This window comes from Bacteroides sedimenti (assembly GCF_040365225.1).
GTDB lineage: Bacteria > Bacteroidota > Bacteroidia > Bacteroidales > Bacteroidaceae > Bacteroides > Bacteroides sedimenti.
Window position 1 is genome coordinate 1008433 of sequence record NZ_AP028055.1, and the last position, 18052, is coordinate 1026484.

Below are 18052 nucleotides of genomic sequence, written 5' to 3' on the forward strand. Positions count from 1 at the left end.
AACATCATATAAATAACAATATAGGCGAAATAATGGTTTTGCTAAAGTTGGACGATTGTCATAAATATGATTAGTAATCTGTAAAATACATTAGAAATACCTCTTATTAAAGAATAGAGAGGGTTTTATAATTGATTGATTAGTAATTATATCGAATAATTTAATCAAATTAATGAATGTTTAATAAAATAATACTATTTTTGATGTTATTGATTTTATTTAAGTTTATAACCTTAAAATTATTCGCAAAATGAGAACACGAAGATTTGCCTGGATGGCAACACTGTTTTTTACGTTACTACTTTGCATGTTAAATTTGATAACGGCAAAGGCGCAATCGGCAGGTACCGGAGTTGACCCAAACGTCGTCATGCTCGATGATTTTGAAAACGGAAGTACATCAAGATGGACTCCTCGTCCTGGCGCTCGAGGAGAAAAGATGAGCTTTGAATTAATGAACGCTGCAAATGGAGATCTTGTACGTTTTGGCAACTATGCGTTAAAAGTTAATATTGACTTTACTGATGCTCAAGTGAATCAAACGCTCACTGCTCAAATCAGTCCGGGTACATCGGGTGCTGCACTTCAAATACCCGGTAACGCCTCAGGTGGTAAAAAACTCGGTATGTGGGTTTACGCCACACCAGGAGTGCAGGGTATGTGGTTTAGGATCGCGACGAGACCTATAGGCGCTACTTCGGGCACAACTCCTACTGATTTATCGAGTGCTATCAACTGGACCGGATGGAGATATGTGCAGTGCAATTTGCCGGCCGGGCATGAGTTTCATCCAGATGGAATCAGGTTATTAACGCTTAAAGGATATGCAAATTATTTTGCGAATGGTTACATAATTGTTGATAATATTCGCGTTACGAATCAGTCTTTTAGCGAAGACTTGATCCCACCAGCAATAATCAGCTTAACAGGGAACGGAACTAACTTAACCGGGGCATTTACAACAAGTCAAATTGACCTGTCTGCTGAATTTAATGACACAAGCACTCCTTCAAGTGGAATTAACTACAACAGTATACACATGACTGTAGATGGGTATGTTTTTAAAACGGGTGATGCTGGTTTTACTGTAAATCAGGAAACCAACACTGTTTCACTCAAAGGCATGAACCTGTCAAATGGAACGCACAATGTGGTGGTACATGTGGAAGATAATTTTGGACATATTACAACAAAGACAGGAACATTTACCGTAGAGGCTTCAGATGGAAAGAGTACCGCTGTAACTGCTGCATCTGCCGCCCAAGCGCAAGTCGGTAACCCGTTTGAAATCAAAATCAACACCAATAACTCAAAAGATGTAAAGGAGTTGGAACTTGTTCTGGAACTGAATAATATTGGCTCTGTCGATGCAGTAAATGGTGTAACGTTTGCCAGCTCGGCTCAGGCAGGTAGTAGTTATAATTTTAACCCCAGAAACGGATATTTGACGATAAGTTTGAAAAATGATATTACTACTGATGCAGTGGAAACGCTTGCGACGATCAAAGTAAACATCTCAAAAAATAGCAATCCTACTGACGTGCTTAGATGTTCCCCAGTTTCTGCAAAGGCTGTCTATGCTGACAATGCATTATCGTTGTTTACTTTATTTAAAGCTTTTACAAGAAATGTATCAGCAACTTATGATTTTACTGTTAACAAACGCATTGTAGGGATACCCGGAGAAGTATTGGTAACCGACCTTAACGGAGGTCTGCTGTCAGGGGCTACGGTATATGCTCTCAACGCTGCCATGACAGAGGTAGTCGCCTCTGCTGTAACCGGTGCAGACGGTGTTGCGTCGGGTATGAATTTTACGAATACAGCGCAAGATGTTAATATATATGCAGAAAAAGACGGCCAATTCACCTACACAAAATTAATACGGACGCTGAATCCGCTTCTGACAAACGTTCCTTCCTATGTCAGATCCGGTACAACGCTTGATCCGAAAACTTCAAAAACCATAACTTGGGTGACCAATCCTATCCAATCGGCCGAACCTGCCATTATGAAGCTGGCGAAACAGTCTGAAGGAGAGGGCAGTTTCAAGGAATATACCGGCACAACGAAAATACTCGAATACAATGCATTGGTAAGCAACGGTGTAGCCAAAGGCAACTCAGTGACTGTTAATAACCTAGAACCTGGTACAACCTATCTCTATCAGGTAGGCGACGGAATAACCTGGTCGCCCACTATGGAATTTACGACAACAACGGATACTAAAAAATTCTCGTTTAGTGCATTCGGCGATTTACAAGCAGCGTCAAATGAGGGGATGAATCGTTTTATAGCAGCTGCTAAGAGTATAGAGGCAATGCCTGTGAAGCCATTATTCAACCTTAACGTTGGGGATATAGTTGATTCCGACGACCGTTATGATTACTATTCGTACTACGGATATATGTTCAATCAGTGTAAGGGTTTCGCAGGCATCGACATGATATCCGCTTACGGAAACCATGAATATATGGGCAACGCCGATGCAGATAATAGTAAATTTGTTAATGGGCATCATAGAGTTGTGCCGTCAGCCAATTACGACGCTCAATTAGTGGGTACAGGCACTTATGCGACGGAGTACGGCAACATGCTTGTTATTTCTCTGGATTGGGCTCATAAAGGCGGCGCATCAGTAAATGCTATTTTAACAGAACAGGCAAAATGGTTGGAAGATATCCTAAGCAAGACCGACAAAACCTGGAAGATTGTGACAATGCACTATCCGTTATTTCCCTATGAATCTACTCCTGGATCACAGTCTATATTGGCACCTGTATTGGATAAATATAACGTGCAGTTGATGTTATGCGGACACGGTCATACTTTCGAGCGTGTACAGGTTTATAATGGCAACTATTTAGTTCCTGCTACTGATAAGCGCACCTTCAATCCGGTAATTGGCGGTACTCTCTATTTCCAACTTGGAGATATGACCAGCACCGGCCAAAGCGGTAGATGGATCAATTGTGAGGTAGACGGCAAAAAAATGACAGTTACATCCAGAGACGCTAGTAATAATGTAGTAGCCAATGAATGCTTTACTTTATATGCATCACCTTTAAGCGAGTATGCGGTAACATTCAATACTGTGAATGAGAACGGTACACTAACCGCCACTGTGGATGGTACTGAGATAACCAGCGGCAAACAAATAACCGAAGGCAAGAATATAGTATTCAAAGCAATTCCGAGCAATGGATTCAAGGTAAAAGAATGGAAACTTAATGATACGGTTGTAAACGGAATAGACAGTGTTTCCTATACACTTTCTGATCTGTCAGCAGCCGCAACAGTAACGGTCGAATTTGACAAGGCAACAGGTATTGAAGACCTTTTTGTACCGAATTTGAATATATATCCGAATCCGTTTGAGCAGATGTTGCACATTACAGGCGCTGAAAACTGCACATTACGAGTAATGGATGTAGCAGGCGCGGTAGTACATATTCAAAAAATAACAGGTGCTGATGAAATCATTCCTTTAAAACAGTTGTTACCTGGTGTATACTTTTTCCGTGTTGAAAAGGATGGACAGACTAAAACAATAAAAGTAATAAAGAAATAAAGAGGAATAAAAGTATAGTGTACTAAATAAGAAGGCTGAATCCATTACGGGTTCAGCCTTCTTTCTAAAATATAATTTGATTTGACTTTCTATTTCAACCATTTATCAAGCCATGCTGCAAAGGTTCTTTGCCAAAGTATGCCGTTCTGTGGTTTAAGCACCCAGTGGTTTTCGTCCGGATAGATAAGCAGCTGTGCGGGAACCCCTCTGAGTTTGGCTGCATTGAATGCGGACATTCCCTGCGAAGCCAGGATTCTGTAATCCTTTTCTCCGTGAATGCAGAGAATAGGTGTGTCCCACTTGTCTACAAACTTATGTGGAGAGTTGGCAAAGGTGCGTTGTGCAGTGGCATTGCTCTTGTCCCAGTAAGCACCACCCATATCCCAGTTGGCAAACCACATCTCTTCTGTTTCCAGGTATTGCTGTTCCATGTTGAAAATACCATCGTGAGCAATGAATGCCTTGAAGCGTTTGTTATGATGTCCGGCCAACCAGTAAACGGAAAATCCTCCGAAGCTGGCACCAACGCATCCCAGTTTATCTGCATTAACAAACGGTTCTTTGGCCATCTCATCGATAGCCGAGAAATAGTCTTTCATGCATTGACCACCGTAATCACCGCTGATCTCCTCGTTCCATTTATTGCCAAATCCCGGCAAGCCGCGACGGTTGGGAGCAACAACAACATAGTCGTTGGTTGCCATCATCTGGAAGTTCCAGCGGTATGACCAGAATTGACTTACCGGTGATTGCGGACCACCTTCGCAATAGAGCAGGGTAGGGTACTTCTTGTTAGGATCAAACTTAGGAGGATAGATAATCCAGGTTAACATATCTTTGCCATCGGTAGTTTTAATCCAGCGTTCTTCCACTTTTCCCATCTCTATCTGATCGTAGATGTGCTTGTTTTCAAAGGTAAGCTGTTTGGCTTCGCCCTTCATGGAAACGGCGTAAATTTCATCGCCCATGCTCATGGAATGACGGGTAGCAATCAATTGTTTGCCATTTAGTTTAATAGCGGCATAATCGTGTACACCATCAGTCAGTTTTTGCAGTTTTTTGCCTTCGCTATCAACTTTGTAAATTTGTGCTGTGGCGTGCCATACGCCGGTGAAGAATAAATTCTTGCTATCGCTGTTCCAGATAAAGCCATCTACATCCGATTCGAAGGCCTTACTTACAAACTTCTTTTCACCGGTAGCCAGATTCATAACGAATAGACAGTTCTGATCACTTTCATAGCCGTCATGTTCCCTGCTTTGCCATGCAATGTATTTACCATCAGGAGAATATTGTGGATTAGTGTCATATCCCATCATTCCTTCGGTTATGTTTTTGGTCTGTTTGCTTGCCAGATTGTAGATGTAAATATCCGAGTTGGTGGAAAGAGCATACGCTATACCAGTCTTCTTACGAGAAGTATAAGCTATATTTTCTCCTTTTGTGTCCCATGCTAGTTGTTCAATGCCTCCGAAAGGTTTCATTGGCGATTCGTAAGGCTCTCCGGCCATGATATCGGTTATGTTACCGAGGGACGAACCATCGAAATCTGCCACGAATGGGTGAGGAACGGTAGTTACCCATTCATCCCAGTGCTTGTACATCAGGTCTTCTACAACTAACCCGCTTGCTTTAGGAAGGTCCGGGTATTTGTCGGCCGTTGTAGTGCCATACTTGACCTGCGAGATGAAAAGTACTTTTTTACCATCGGGTGAAAACGAGAAGCCTTCGATATCCTTATCGAAGCTGGACAGTTGTTTCCGTTCGCTACCATCAGGATTCATCTCCCATAGCTGGCTGCTTCCGCTTTCTGTGGAGAGAAATGCAATCTTCGTTCCGCCTTTAAACCAAACGGCTTCATTCTCATTGAAAGAGGTTCGGGTTATTTGTTTGTTTTCCGTTCCGTCGGCGTTCATTACAAATACTTCTCTGTTGCTTTTGTTCTGAGAAACGCTGTAGTAGGCTACCGTATAGACAATCTTCTTGCCGTCGGGCGATACGTTGAAACCCCCGATTCGTCCCATTGCCCATAGTGCTTCGGGAGTCATACGTCCACCTTTAATTACTATATCGGATTTCCCGATCAGAGGCTCGTTACCTTCTACTGCCGCTTCAATGGTAGCAGATCCGGCAAGCATAAGTGCTGCTGACATCATTGCTAATTTTAATTTTCCCATATGTTTATTTAAAGTTTATTTTTCTTAATGCGAAATTAATCATTCTGAGGTTATTTCTTCTCCTTTTTTAAAGATAAATATCGGGTTGCCTGTAAAAGTACCTAGGGAAGAAATACGCTAAAATATTTTATGAAATAAAAGCGCGGGCAACTATGCCATATTTTTGTATATATAGGGGCGAGATAAAATCCCCCGTGACATATTATCAAGCAACTAACTCTAAAAATTAAATAGTAGGACAGAAAGCAAGGCGGAATTTTTCTTGCAGCGTTCGGAAATGATAGTTAAAAAGTGGTATGTGCTTGAAATTAAGTACTATACTGTATATGAATTTTAGGCTGTTTTTTGTTAGAAATAAATATAACATACAGAATGTAGTCTGATTATAGCGAAATAATAAGGTGAATAAATTTATATGCATTCAAAGAAAGCCCAAAGTAATTATAATTAGCTATTTGAAGGTTTGGTTATTGTCTGTAAAATATAATGTATTCTGGTAAATAGATGTAACATAGAATTGGAGGTAGATTCATTTACATATTGTTCCTCTACTATTGCATGCCCAGAAAATGACTTGTTGAATAGGAATGCTATTGCTAAAGGAGTTCAATGCACGCATATAACATCTGGTTGATTTAGGAATGAGTAGAATAGTTCCAGCCAGTTGCGGTAATAATGCGGGGCTTATAACGACAATGTCAAAACCCGAGTCAAGAATGCACCAATCAGTTCTGGTAATACCCCTGCAAACAGCAACCCTGATCCCAGCAGAGGTCATAACTTAATGCTTCGCAATAATAAAACGTAAGGTAAGATTGGAAAAACAAGGCAGGAGAATGGGCAAAACATGGCGTTAGATTAAAAAAACATGGTGACAGATTTTTAGGGAGTGCGAAAAGTTCCGCTCGCAGACATGCTTTTATATAAACGCGAAGCAATGATTAAACAGAATAGATGCGCTGTTTTCAATCCATCGACTTCTATTAATCGGGCAAGAGAATATAAATTAGTTAGTAATGAATATAATTGTGAATGCAAATAAATTGTGCATAAAAAAAGCGGAGATAGAATCTATCCCCGCCCTTGTTACATATTAGCATTCAATTACGAATTATTTTCGTTTTGCTTTTTTCGTTCTTTCGTTATACAAACGTTCCTGCTCTTCCTGCATCTGAGCTAGCTTACCCATCAATCCGGCTTTCTTTTTCGGATTCTTTTTGTTAGCCTCTAGCACAGCCAGCAACTTTTCTTCATCGGTGAACTTCTTCAATCCAATCATTATGAAGATGCTGATTAGTGTTGATACAAGGTAGTAATAGTTAAGACCAGCTGCATAATCGTTCAGGATGAAGATGAACATAACCGGCATAACATACATCATGGCTTTCATACCCGGCATCTGTTGCTGTCCGGTGTCCTGCTGAGCCATGGTGAACTTCGTATTCAGAATGTTTGCCAGCGACATCAACAAACAGAACAAACTGATGTGATTACCAATAAACGGAATATGAGTATTCCATTGGATAAAGGCATCGTATGTTGAAAGGTCATCGGCCCAAAGGAAACTTTGCTGACGCAATTCGATTGCACTAGGTACAAACATGAAGAGTGCGATAACAATAGGCATTTGGAGCAACATAGGCAAGCAACCACTCATCGGGCTAACACCATATTTGCCATAAAGAGCCATTGTTTCCTGTTGTTTTTTCATTGCATCCTCCTTCTTCGGATACTTACTGCTAATAATATCTATCTGCGGTTTCAGAACTCTCATTCTGGCAGACGACATATAAGATTTGTAAGTGAAGTAGAAGATTACGATTTTCACGATAATGGTCATGAACAGCAGAACCATACCCATGCTGAGTCCTAAGCTTGTAAGCCAGTCGAATACATTGATGGTAAACACTTTGTTAATCCAACGAAGGAATGACCATCCCAGCGGAACCAGCTGGTCAAGTTCCAGTTTGTCACGATCGCTTTTGCCGGCATCGAAGGCTTTAAGTGTCTTGTAGTGGTTCGGACCGAAATAGAAATGCATTTTAGTAGCCTGAGTACCTTTCGAATCAAAGAAAGTAGTCATGTTTGATGCATAATCTTTCAGATATCCGCTGCCTTCAGTTTCCAGCTTTGATTTCAACTCGCTTTTCTCAAAGTTCTGATCGGCGATAAATACAGACGAGAAGTATTGGGTTTTGTAACCAACCCATTTCAGTCTGCCTGTTACAGAGCTTTTGTCTTCTTTCATTTCAGAAAGATGTTCTGTCTCTGCACCATCCAACTTATACATCAGATAAGCGTAGCGGTTTTCATTTTTAAAGGCTCTTTCGGCCTGACGCAGTTTTTGGTTCCATACGATATCCATGTAGTTTACACTAGGCGAAAGCTTATCGGCCATACCGGTAGCCTTAACTGTGAAGTCAACCATGTAGTTGCCTTTGTGTATAGTATATGTGAAATCAATATAGCTACTTTCGTTAGCTGCCAGACGCATGGTAAGTGAAGTGTCGGTCTTGTTTACCGTCTGGAAATAATAGTTCTCTGTTTCAATAACTTCCTTCTTGTTATAGAAGCAGAAGTTCATTTTAACGTCATCTTTATCGAAAAGAACTAACGGTTTTTTATCTTGTCCGTTATACTTCTTCAGCATGGCTGAATAAACACGTCCTCCTTTGTTTGAGAAAGTCAGTTTTACCAAATCGTTTTCGATAGTTGTAAAACTTTCATTTCCTTTAGTCGCCTGAAAGAAGGTGGCTGTTGAATCGGCCGACTGTTTTTCAGTTTCATTCTCTAATGCAGCGGCTGCTTCAGCTTTCTTTGCTGCCTCTTTGGTGGCTAAGGCTTCAATGGAATCCTGATAGCGTTTCTGAGCAATTTGTTGTTCTTGATTTGGTCTTGTCAGAAAGGTGAATCCTATCAGCAAGGCAACTATCAAAACGAATCCCACTATGGTGTTTTTATCCATAATTGTAAATTAAACGTTATTATTTAAAGTCTTATTTGTTTATAGCGGCTTTAATGAATGATACAAACAGCGGGTGCGGATGAAGCACTGTGCTGCTGTATTCCGGATGGAACTGTGTACCAATGTACCAACGGTGTGTTGGGATTTCCACAATTTCTACCAGGTCTGATTCCGGATTAATACCCACGCATTTCATTCCGGCTTCTTCAAATTCTGCTTTGTAGTCATTGTTAAACTCATAACGGTGACGGTGGCGTTCCTGGATATGCTCTTTCTTGTATGCTTCGTAAGTTTTTGAACTCTTATCCAGAACACATTCAAATGCACCCAGACGCATAGTTCCACCCATATTTGTGATTGCTTTTTGTTCTTCCATGATATCAATCACGTTATGAGTCGTATTCTCGTCCATTTCTACGGAGTTTGCATCGGTATATCCAAGTACGTTTCTAGCAAATTCAATTGCGATACTTTGCATACCCAGACAGATACCAAATGTCGGAATATTATTTTCACGGGTATATTTAGCCGCAACAAATTTTCCTTCAACACCTCTTGGACCAAATCCCGGACAGATAACTACACCGTCAACATTTGCAAGTTTTTCAGCAATATTTGCATCAGTAAGTTTTTCACTCTGAATATATTCAATCTTCAGCTTGCGATCGTTGTATGTGGCTGCCTGAGAAAGAGATTCCAGAATTGATTTATATGCATCCTGCAATTCAACATATTTGCCAACCAATCCAATTCTAACCACTTCGGTAGCTTTGGCTCTTCTGGCAAGGAACTCTTTCCAAGAATCCATATTTGGCTTATCACCAATTGGAAGTCCCATCTTGCTGAGAATGGTTTCATCAAGTTTTTGTTCCTGCATTTTAAGTGGCACCTCATAAATGGTTGGCACGTCAATAGACTGAACCACTGCTCTATCTTCTACATTACAGAATAGTGCAACTTTCTTTCTTAGACTATCACTTAAGTTATGCTCGCTGCGCAGTACTAAAATATCCGGCTGAACTCCCAACTCTTGTAATTGCTTAACAGAGTGTTGAGTAGGCTTTGTTTTTAATTCCTTGGCGGCAGCTAAGAAAGGAACATAAGTTAAATGCACGCAAAGTGCTGAGTTTCCTAGTTCCCAACGAAGTTGACGCATACTTTCAATAAACGGAAGAGATTCAATATCACCTACAGTTCCTCCGATCTCTGTAATAACAAAATCGTATTTGTATTTGTTACCAAGGAATTTGATGTTCCGTTTAATTTCGTCGGTAATATGAGGTATTACCTGAATTGTTTTGCCCAGATAATCACCACGGCGCTCTTTATCAATTACGCTTTTATAGATGCGTCCGGTTGTGATGTTATTGGCTTTGGTTGTCTGAATACCCAGAATACGTTCGTAATGCCCTAAATCAAGGTCAGCTTCATGACCGTCAACAGTGACATAACATTCTCCATGTTCGTACGGGTTAAGTGTTCCTGAATCAATATTGATATAAGGATCGAATTTTTGGATTGTCACCTTATATCCTCTTGCTTGAAGTAACTTACCAATCGATGATGCAATAATTCCTTTACCTAATGAAGAGGCAACTCCTCCTGTGACGAAGATGTACTTTGTTTCTCCCACGACAATACTATTTTAATATAATTAATTTTCGGCTTTATAGACCTTTTAAAAAATGCAAAATTACAAAAAAAAGGAGAAGTCTTCCAGTTTTGAGATGAAAATTATAATAAAAAACATTATTTTGAAAATCTTTGGGGGAATTAAACATTTAGTTGTAGCTTTGTATTTCATTAGCTTTTTTAATACAAATATGAAAAGAGAGATTACATTATTCGTATTACTGTTTTTTACGTTAACTGTGTCCGCACAGAAGAGAAATCAGGAGCTTTCTATAGTGAAGCATAGTCAGGACACTCTACAATCATCATTCCTGAAAAAGTATAGTGATTCTTTAACAGTTTTATACCGTCGACACTTGGGAGTATTGGATTCATTGAATAATGATACTCTTCGGGAAAGATATATTGAACCCAATGCCAAATATTACAGGTTATTTGTTCCATTGGCGTATTATTATTTCCCTATTAAACAAGCCTTTACTCCGAAATGGAAATCGTTTGAATACAAAACACCTGGATATCCCCTGGATAAATTGTTTCCAATTGATTATTCTCCTTTTACGGAAACAGAAAGAGTGAATAAATTAGTAGGTAAAACACTCCTAAAAATATATCTTTATCATCCTGATTATATTGTTAATTGGGAAGATAATATCACTAAACAGATAATTTATAAAGTCACAGAAACCGACAAGCTAAAGCCAAAAGCATCTGTTATTGATTTATTTAAACCTGAGCCAATGGGAGGTAATGTCACGAAAGTACATGTTACATTACAGAAACCTAACTTTTGGTACAAAAGCGGAAATGGATCATTGCAATTTACGCAAAACTATATTTCAAAGAATTGGTATAAAGGAGGCGAAAGTACAAATAATGTATTAATGAACCTTCAGTTAAATGCAAACTATAACGACAGGCAAAAGATACAGTTTGATAATACGTTTGAAGCAAAAATCGGATTTAATACAGTGAGTTCAGATACAATTCGCCCGTACAAGATAAACACGGATCTTCTTCGCCTTTCAAGTAAATTAGGTGTAAAAGCAGCATCGAACTGGTATTATACAGTTTCTGGTGAGTTTAATACTCAGTTTTTCCGTAATTATAAGGCAAATACAATGAATGCTGTGTCCGCCTTTATGGCCCCTGCAAATCTGATATTAAGTATTGGTATGGACTATAAACTAAATAAAAAGAATATTAATCTATCTGTGTTTATCTCTCCGGGAGCATATAGCATGAGATATGTTGGTGATAAGAATATTGATGAAACTCAATTCGGGCTCAAGTCGGGAGAGTCGTTCTTGCATGATATCGGTTCTAAATTCCAGTCAAATTTAAAATGGACGTTTATTCCATCTATAACCTGGGAATCTCGTCTTTATTATTTTACCAGTTATAAGAAAGTAGAGGCGGAATGGGAAAACACGTTTAATTTTGTATTAAACCGTTATTTGTCAACCAAATTATTCTTTCATGGAAGATTCGATGATGGGGCAGCGCGTAAAGGAGGAAGTTATTTCCAACTTAAAGAGCTACTTAGCTTCGGCATAAATTATTCATGGTAAAATATTCCGGATCGCAGTATAATCCCTTAAAACATAAAAACTCCCTGTATGTTGTACTGATATACAGGGAGTTCTTCTTTTATATTGCAATCCCAATTGTGCGTTCTTGTATAAATAAATATAGTATTTACCATATTTTTAATTTTAATTTCGTGCATTATGCTTATATTTGATAGAAACTAATAAATAACACTATGTTAGATCTGGAATTAATCACTGAAAAAGTAAAAATGATTGCAATTGAAGCAGGTCATTTCCTGCTGGAAGAACGCATTCATTTTAAGCGAGAAAAAGTAGAAGAAAAAAGATCGCACGACTATGTATCATATGTAGATAAGGAATCTGAACGTCGTATTGTGGCTGCTCTTTCGAAATTGCTTCCTGAAGCGGGTTTTATTGCTGAAGAAGGGTCCGGATTTCACGGGGAAGAAGAATATTACTGGTTGGTCGATCCGCTGGATGGAACTACAAACTATATTCACGATAATGCTCCTTATTGTGTTAGTATTGCATTAAGAGATAAAAAAGAATTGCTGGTCGGTGTAGTTTACGAAGTGTGTCGGGACGAATGTTATTGGTCATGGAAAGGAAGTAAGGCATATCTGAATGGTTGTGAAATTAGTGTATCCGGGATAACTGTCATGGATCGTGCATTCATTGCTTTGGGATTTCCATACAGTTTCGAAGATTATAAACCGACAGCACATCATATAATAGAAGAACTTTATGGAAATGTAGGAGGAATGCGTTTGCAAGGAGCTGCAGCTGCCGAACTATGTTATGTTGCTGCCGGACGGTTCGAAGCAAGAATAGAAGCTCATCTTGGTCCATGGGATATTGCGGCCGGAGCCTTAATTTTGATGCAAGCCGGAGGAATTGTTACTGATTTTACTGGTGGTAATAACTTCTATACGGGTGAACAGGTATTGGCTTCAAACGGAAAAATACACTATCAGTTGATTGCAATGCTTGCAAAGAAATAATAATTAAGCGCAATATCGTATTTTGCCCTTGTTTATTGGGATAAAAACAATTAATATTTTGTATGTTTGTAGAAACTAAAATTAAGCAAACACATGAATGTACCTTTTATATTCCAATTTTTAAAGGAGCTTTCTGTTAATAATAATCGTGAATGGTTTAATGCTCACAAAGAAGATTATTTAAAAGCCCATGCTGAATTTGATAAGTTGCTTACAGACATAATTGAACGGATATCTCTCTTTGATGATGAGATAAAAGGAATACAAGCAAAAGACTGTACTTTCCGCATATACAGGGATACTCGCTTTTCTCCGGATAAAACACCATATAAAACACATTTTGGCGGATATATCAATGGCCGGGGCAAGAAATCCGAACATTGTGGATACTATGTTCATATTGAGTCAGGGAACTGTCTTTTGGCAGGAGGAAGTATCTGTCCGCCTCCCAAAATTATGAAAGCTCTTCGTCAGTCAGTCTACTATAATATTGAAGAGTATATTTCTATAGTAGAAGATCCTGAATTTAAAAAGTATTTTCCCGTTATAGGTGAAACTTTTCTGAAAACAGCCCCAAAAGGTTTTCCAAAAGATTTTAAATATATAGATTATCTCAAGTGCAAGGAGTTTGTTTGTTCCTATCAGGTTCCTGACAAATTCTTTTTAAGTAAAGATTTACTGGATAATGTTTCGGATGCGTTCAAGCAGATGAAAAGATTTGTTGATTTTACAAACTTCACTATTGATGATGTTTTAGATAACGATACAATATAAAATGTTTAACTATAAATTAAGAATACAATGATTATCGATAAAATTGAAAACCTTGATAAATATGCTTCTCTAAACCCTTTGTTTCCTCAGGCAATTGAATTTCTGAAATCTAATAATCTTATAGAGATGGAAGTTGGTAAAACAGAGCTGAAAGGGGCTGATTTAGTGATCAATATTCAACAGACAGATCCTAAAAATAAAGAACAGGCAAAACTGGAAACTCATAATAAATTTATTGATATACAAATGCCTTTGTCTGGAACAGAAGTGATGGGATATACAGCTGCAAAAGATTGTCAGCCAGCTGATGCTGTATATGATTGTGAAAAAGATATTACTTTTTTTGAAGGCGCTGCGCAAAGCTACATTGCAGTTGAACCTGGAATGTTTGCTGTATTCTTTCCACAAGATGGTCATGCACCGGGAATAAGTGAATCAGGATTAAAAAAAGTTGTTGTGAAAGTCTTGGCATAAAAGCTATTAGGTAAAAAGAGATTTTATGAGTAATACACTGAATCTGATAAAAAAAGACCCTTGGCTCGAACCGTTTAAAAATGCTATCCTTGGGCGCCACCAACATGTGTTGGACAAGGAAGTTGAATTAACGGATAATAAAAGAATGACTCTTTCTGACTTTGCTACTGGTCATTTTTATTTTGGTTTACATAGAACGAATGATAGGTGGACTTTTCGTGAATGGGCGCCTAATGCTACAAAAATCTTTTTAATAGGAACATTTAATGATTGGCAAGAACAAGAGAGTTTTGCGCTGAAGCGTATAGATAATGGCAATTGGGAATTAATATTACCAGCGGAAGCTATTCAGCACGGTGAACTATATAAATTAAAGGTCTATTGGAACGGAGGGTGTGGAGAGCGAATTCCTGCCTGGGCAACAAGAGTGGTACAAGATGATGCAACCAGAATATTTTCTGCTCAGGTATGGGAACCACAAGAACCGTTTCAGTTTACTAAAAAGCCGTTTGTTCCAAAGACGGATCCGTTGTTAATTTACGAATGCCACATAGGTATGGCGCAGCAGGAAGAGAAGGTAGGAACTTTCAATGAGTTCAGAGAAAAAACTCTTCCAAGGATTGCAAAGGCTGGATACAACTGCATTCAGATAATGGCCATTCAGGAACATCCTTATTATGGGAGTTTTGGATATCATGTGTCGAACTTCTTTGCCGTTTCTTCCCGATTTGGCACGCCTGAGGAACTGAAACAGTTGATTGATACAGCACATGGATTGGGTATCGCAGTAATAATGGATATTGTCCACTCCCATTCAGTAAAGAATGAAATGGAAGGACTGGGTAATTTTGCCGGCGATCCGTATCAATATTTTTATCAGAACGAAAGAAGAGAACATCCTGCGTGGGATTCTCTCTGTTTTGATTATGGGAAAAATGAGGTACTGCATTTTTTGCTTTCCAACTGTAAATACTGGTTAGAAGAGTATAAGTTTGATGGATTCCGCTTTGATGGTGTGACTTCAATGCTGTACTACAGTCATGGCTTGGGAGAAGCTTTCTTGAATTATGCTGATTACTATAATGGACATCAGGATGACAATGCTATTTGTTACCTTACTTTAGCCAATAAACTCATTCACCAGGTTAATTCTAGAGCAATAACTGTGGCCGAAGAAGTTTCCGGTATGCCTGGACTGGCTGTAAAAGTGGAAGATGGTGGGTATGGTTTTGATTATCGCATGGCGATGAATATACCCGACTATTGGATAAAAACCATCAAAGAAAAGATTGATGAAGATTGGAAACCGTCGTCTATTTTGTGGGAAGTTACGAACCGTCGCCAGGATGAAAAAACAGTATCATACGCAGAAAGTCATGATCAGGCATTAGTAGGTGATAAAACGATTATTTTCCGTTTGATTGATGCCGATATGTATTGGCACATGCAGAAAGGAGATGAGAATTATACAGTTCACAGAGGAATAGCCTTACATAAGATGATTCGGCTTATAACAGCTACAACGATTAATGGGGGATATCTTAACTTTATGGGAAATGAATTCGGACATCCCGAATGGATTGATTTCCCTCGAGAAGGGAATGGCTGGTCGTGTAAATATGCTCGTCGACAGTGGAATTTGGTCGACCAGAAGAATTTGACTTATCATTATCTTGCTGATTTTGATGCTGCCATGATTGCAATAATAAATGGCATTAAAGATTTTCAAGCAACACCTATTGAGGAAATCTGGCATGATGATGGTGATCAGATACTAGCATATAAACGTAATGATCATGTTTTTGTATTTAACTTTAATCCTGTTAAGTCGTTTTCAGATTATGGATTCCTTGTTGAACCAGGTTCTTATGAAGTTGTATTAAATACTGATTCAAAAGAATTTGGAGGAAATGGATTGACGGACGACAGTATGGAACATCTCACTAATTTTGATCCACTTTATAAGAAAGAAAATAAAGAATGGCTGAAGCTTTATATACCAGCACGTTCGGCTATGGTTTTACGTAAAACAAAATAGAATATGTATTATTATAATTCCCATGCTGATAAGAAAACCAATCGTACAATCTCAATTGTCAGTGGCCTTTTCTTCTGGATATTCAGCATGGTGTATCTATCCGTTAATTATAGGTTTTTGCTTACTTTGACAGAAGATTTTTCGCTGTTTATCTTTAGCTTATCTTTTTTTAACGCTCAGATTAGTCAACCCGGTGGAGTACTTCGGTACTTGTCGGGTTTCTTTGTTCAGTTTCTGAATAATCCTTGGCTAGGGGCATTTATAATCACTCTCTTCTTGCAGCTGATTCAATGGCTTGTTCATAAATCTTTTGATTTTAACAGGAAGTATTTCATCTTGTCTTACATACCTTGTTTCCTGCTGCTTGTTATTGCAACAAATGCTGGTCGTCCATTCTATTTGATGGCTCATATTGAGATGATATTCACATATATTTTAGGAGTGTTTATTTTGATGATAAGCTACTTTTTGTTTTCTAAAATAGAGAAACAAAATAAGCGTTTCATCACATTATGCTGGTTGATTCCTTTATTGTTTTTTGGTATGTCGGGAAGCATCGCTATTTGTTTCATTACTTTGATCTTTTTAGAAACTCTGTTTTCTGTTAAAGATCAAAATAAGATGTTTACCTATCTGCTATGTGTCGCATTATTTATAGTATCGTATCTGGTTGCAAGATTTCTTTTGTACTCTCATTGTTCCGATCTGCAAATAATGTTTGGTATGCGCCCTGTAATTCCTACCACGCAAACAGGGGAAGAGAAATTGCCGCATGTACTGTTATGGTGTTTTTTTATATTTGCTGTTGTTAAACAACGTTTTATTCCGTTCGGGAATCGAATTAATTCATACAGTAGATGGACCTATACAAATATTATCTGGCTGATACTTTTCTGTTTGGCTACGGTTACCATGGCTAATGGTAATGATGATTTTATGGATGAGATGGCAATCGACCATTTTATTCAGAAAAGAGATTTTACTAAAGCTTTGCAGATTGGGAAAGATGCCCAACATCCAACAAGAGAGATGACTGTACTTCGTAATTTTGCGCTTGAGTTATCGGGAAGAGCTGGCGATGAGATGTTTGAATACGTACAAGATTATAAGACGGATGGACTATTTTTTGATTATAACAAAGACGGTGGCGTATATCCAACCGGTCCTGTAATCTATTTTAATCTAGGTGCCAGACATCTTGCAACGCAATGGGCTAACAATGATTATCTGAAACGACCAGACAGCTATCGTGTGTTAAAGAATTATGTTTTGATTGCTACTGTGAATGAACATTGGAATGTGACTCAACAAACAGCTGGGATACTTGAAAATACATGGTTTCACAACGATCTTGCCAGTAAACTAAACAAATTCAGTTTGGATAATTCGTTGGTAAATAAAGATCCGATTCTGGGAAATATTAAAAAACGTTTGTCAAATAAGTATTATCCATTTCCAACCAAAGGAAACTATACCGATTTTGTATGCAAATTCTATCGTGAAAATCCTGAAAACAGAGTTGCCTATGATTATTACTTACTCTCGGCATTACTGAATAAAAAACTGGATAAGTTTGCATGGGGAGTGAAACTCTATAATAATTATTACAAGAATTTGCTTCCAAAGCATTATGCCGAAGCTGTATCTTTATGTAAGTACCTAACCCATGATTCTTTGCTTGTGGTTAATCCGGCAACTCAACAAAAGTTTGAAGCGTTCTTGATGCTGAAGAAAGAGCAGAAAGATCCGACAACCGAGAAGAATATTATGCGTAAGAGCTATGGTGATACATACTGGTGGTACTATATGTATAAATAAACCTCACACAACTGATATAAAATATAAAAAGAGCGGAACATATAACATG

At 38.4% G+C, this 18052-nt stretch carries 10 protein-coding genes; 7 read left to right on the plus strand and 3 right to left on the minus strand.

Going from position 1 to position 18052, the window contains the following annotated elements:
- Positions 1-250: 250 nt before the first annotated feature.
- Positions 251-3571: a metallophosphoesterase gene (locus ABWU87_RS04010; protein WP_353333497.1), complete on the plus strand. Its 3321-nt coding sequence runs from the start codon at positions 251-253 to the stop codon at positions 3569-3571.
- Between the two features lie 89 nt (positions 3572-3660).
- Here ABWU87_RS04010 and ABWU87_RS04015 read toward each other — a convergent pair whose 3' ends face one another.
- The 3 genes from ABWU87_RS04015 to ABWU87_RS04025 all read right to left on the minus strand — a co-directional run bounded on the left by ABWU87_RS04015 (position 3661) and on the right by ABWU87_RS04025 (position 10346).
- On the minus strand, positions 3661-5724 hold the full coding sequence (locus tag ABWU87_RS04015; protein WP_434533916.1) for a prolyl oligopeptidase family serine peptidase: 2064 nt from the start codon (positions 5722-5724) through the stop codon (positions 3661-3663).
- A 1135-nt stretch (positions 5725-6859) separates the two neighbouring features.
- Entirely contained in the window at positions 6860-8713 is a 1854-nt protein-coding gene (gene yidC / locus ABWU87_RS04020) for a membrane protein insertase YidC (protein ID WP_353333501.1), read from the minus strand.
- Between the two features lie 31 nt (positions 8714-8744).
- On the minus strand, positions 8745-10346 hold the full coding sequence (locus tag ABWU87_RS04025) for a CTP synthase (RefSeq protein WP_353333503.1): 1602 nt from the start codon (positions 10344-10346) through the stop codon (positions 8745-8747).
- A gap of 190 nt (positions 10347-10536) precedes the next feature.
- On the opposite strand from ABWU87_RS04025, the gene ABWU87_RS04030 reads away from it, so the two are divergent.
- The 6 genes from ABWU87_RS04030 (at position 10537) to ABWU87_RS04055 (ending at position 18003) form a co-directional block, all read left to right on the plus strand.
- Positions 10537-11916 (plus strand): DUF3078 domain-containing protein, encoded by a 1380-nt coding sequence (locus tag ABWU87_RS04030; RefSeq protein ID WP_353333505.1) that lies wholly within the window; start codon positions 10537-10539, stop codon positions 11914-11916.
- 194 nt (positions 11917-12110) lie between these two features.
- The gene (locus tag ABWU87_RS04035; RefSeq protein WP_353333507.1) at positions 12111-12899 is read left to right on the plus strand and encodes an inositol monophosphatase family protein; all 789 of its coding nucleotides are present in this window, start codon (positions 12111-12113) and stop codon (positions 12897-12899) included.
- Positions 12900-12992: 93 nt separating this feature from the next.
- Positions 12993-13673 carry a DUF2461 domain-containing protein gene (locus ABWU87_RS04040; protein ID WP_353333508.1) on the plus strand — a complete coding sequence of 227 codons (681 nt, stop codon included), beginning with the start codon at positions 12993-12995 and terminating at the stop codon, positions 13671-13673.
- Between the two features lie 27 nt (positions 13674-13700).
- Positions 13701-14147: a YhcH/YjgK/YiaL family protein gene (locus tag ABWU87_RS04045; protein WP_353333510.1), complete on the plus strand. Its 447-nt coding sequence runs from the start codon at positions 13701-13703 to the stop codon at positions 14145-14147.
- A 25-nt stretch (positions 14148-14172) separates the two neighbouring features.
- Complete coding sequence (locus ABWU87_RS04050) at positions 14173-16185, plus strand: alpha amylase C-terminal domain-containing protein (protein WP_353333512.1); 2013 nt, start codon at positions 14173-14175, stop codon at positions 16183-16185.
- A gap of 3 nt (positions 16186-16188) precedes the next feature.
- On the plus strand, positions 16189-18003 hold the full coding sequence (locus ABWU87_RS04055) for a DUF6057 family protein (protein WP_353333513.1): 1815 nt from the start codon (positions 16189-16191) through the stop codon (positions 18001-18003).
- Positions 18004-18052: the final 49 nt, after the last annotated feature.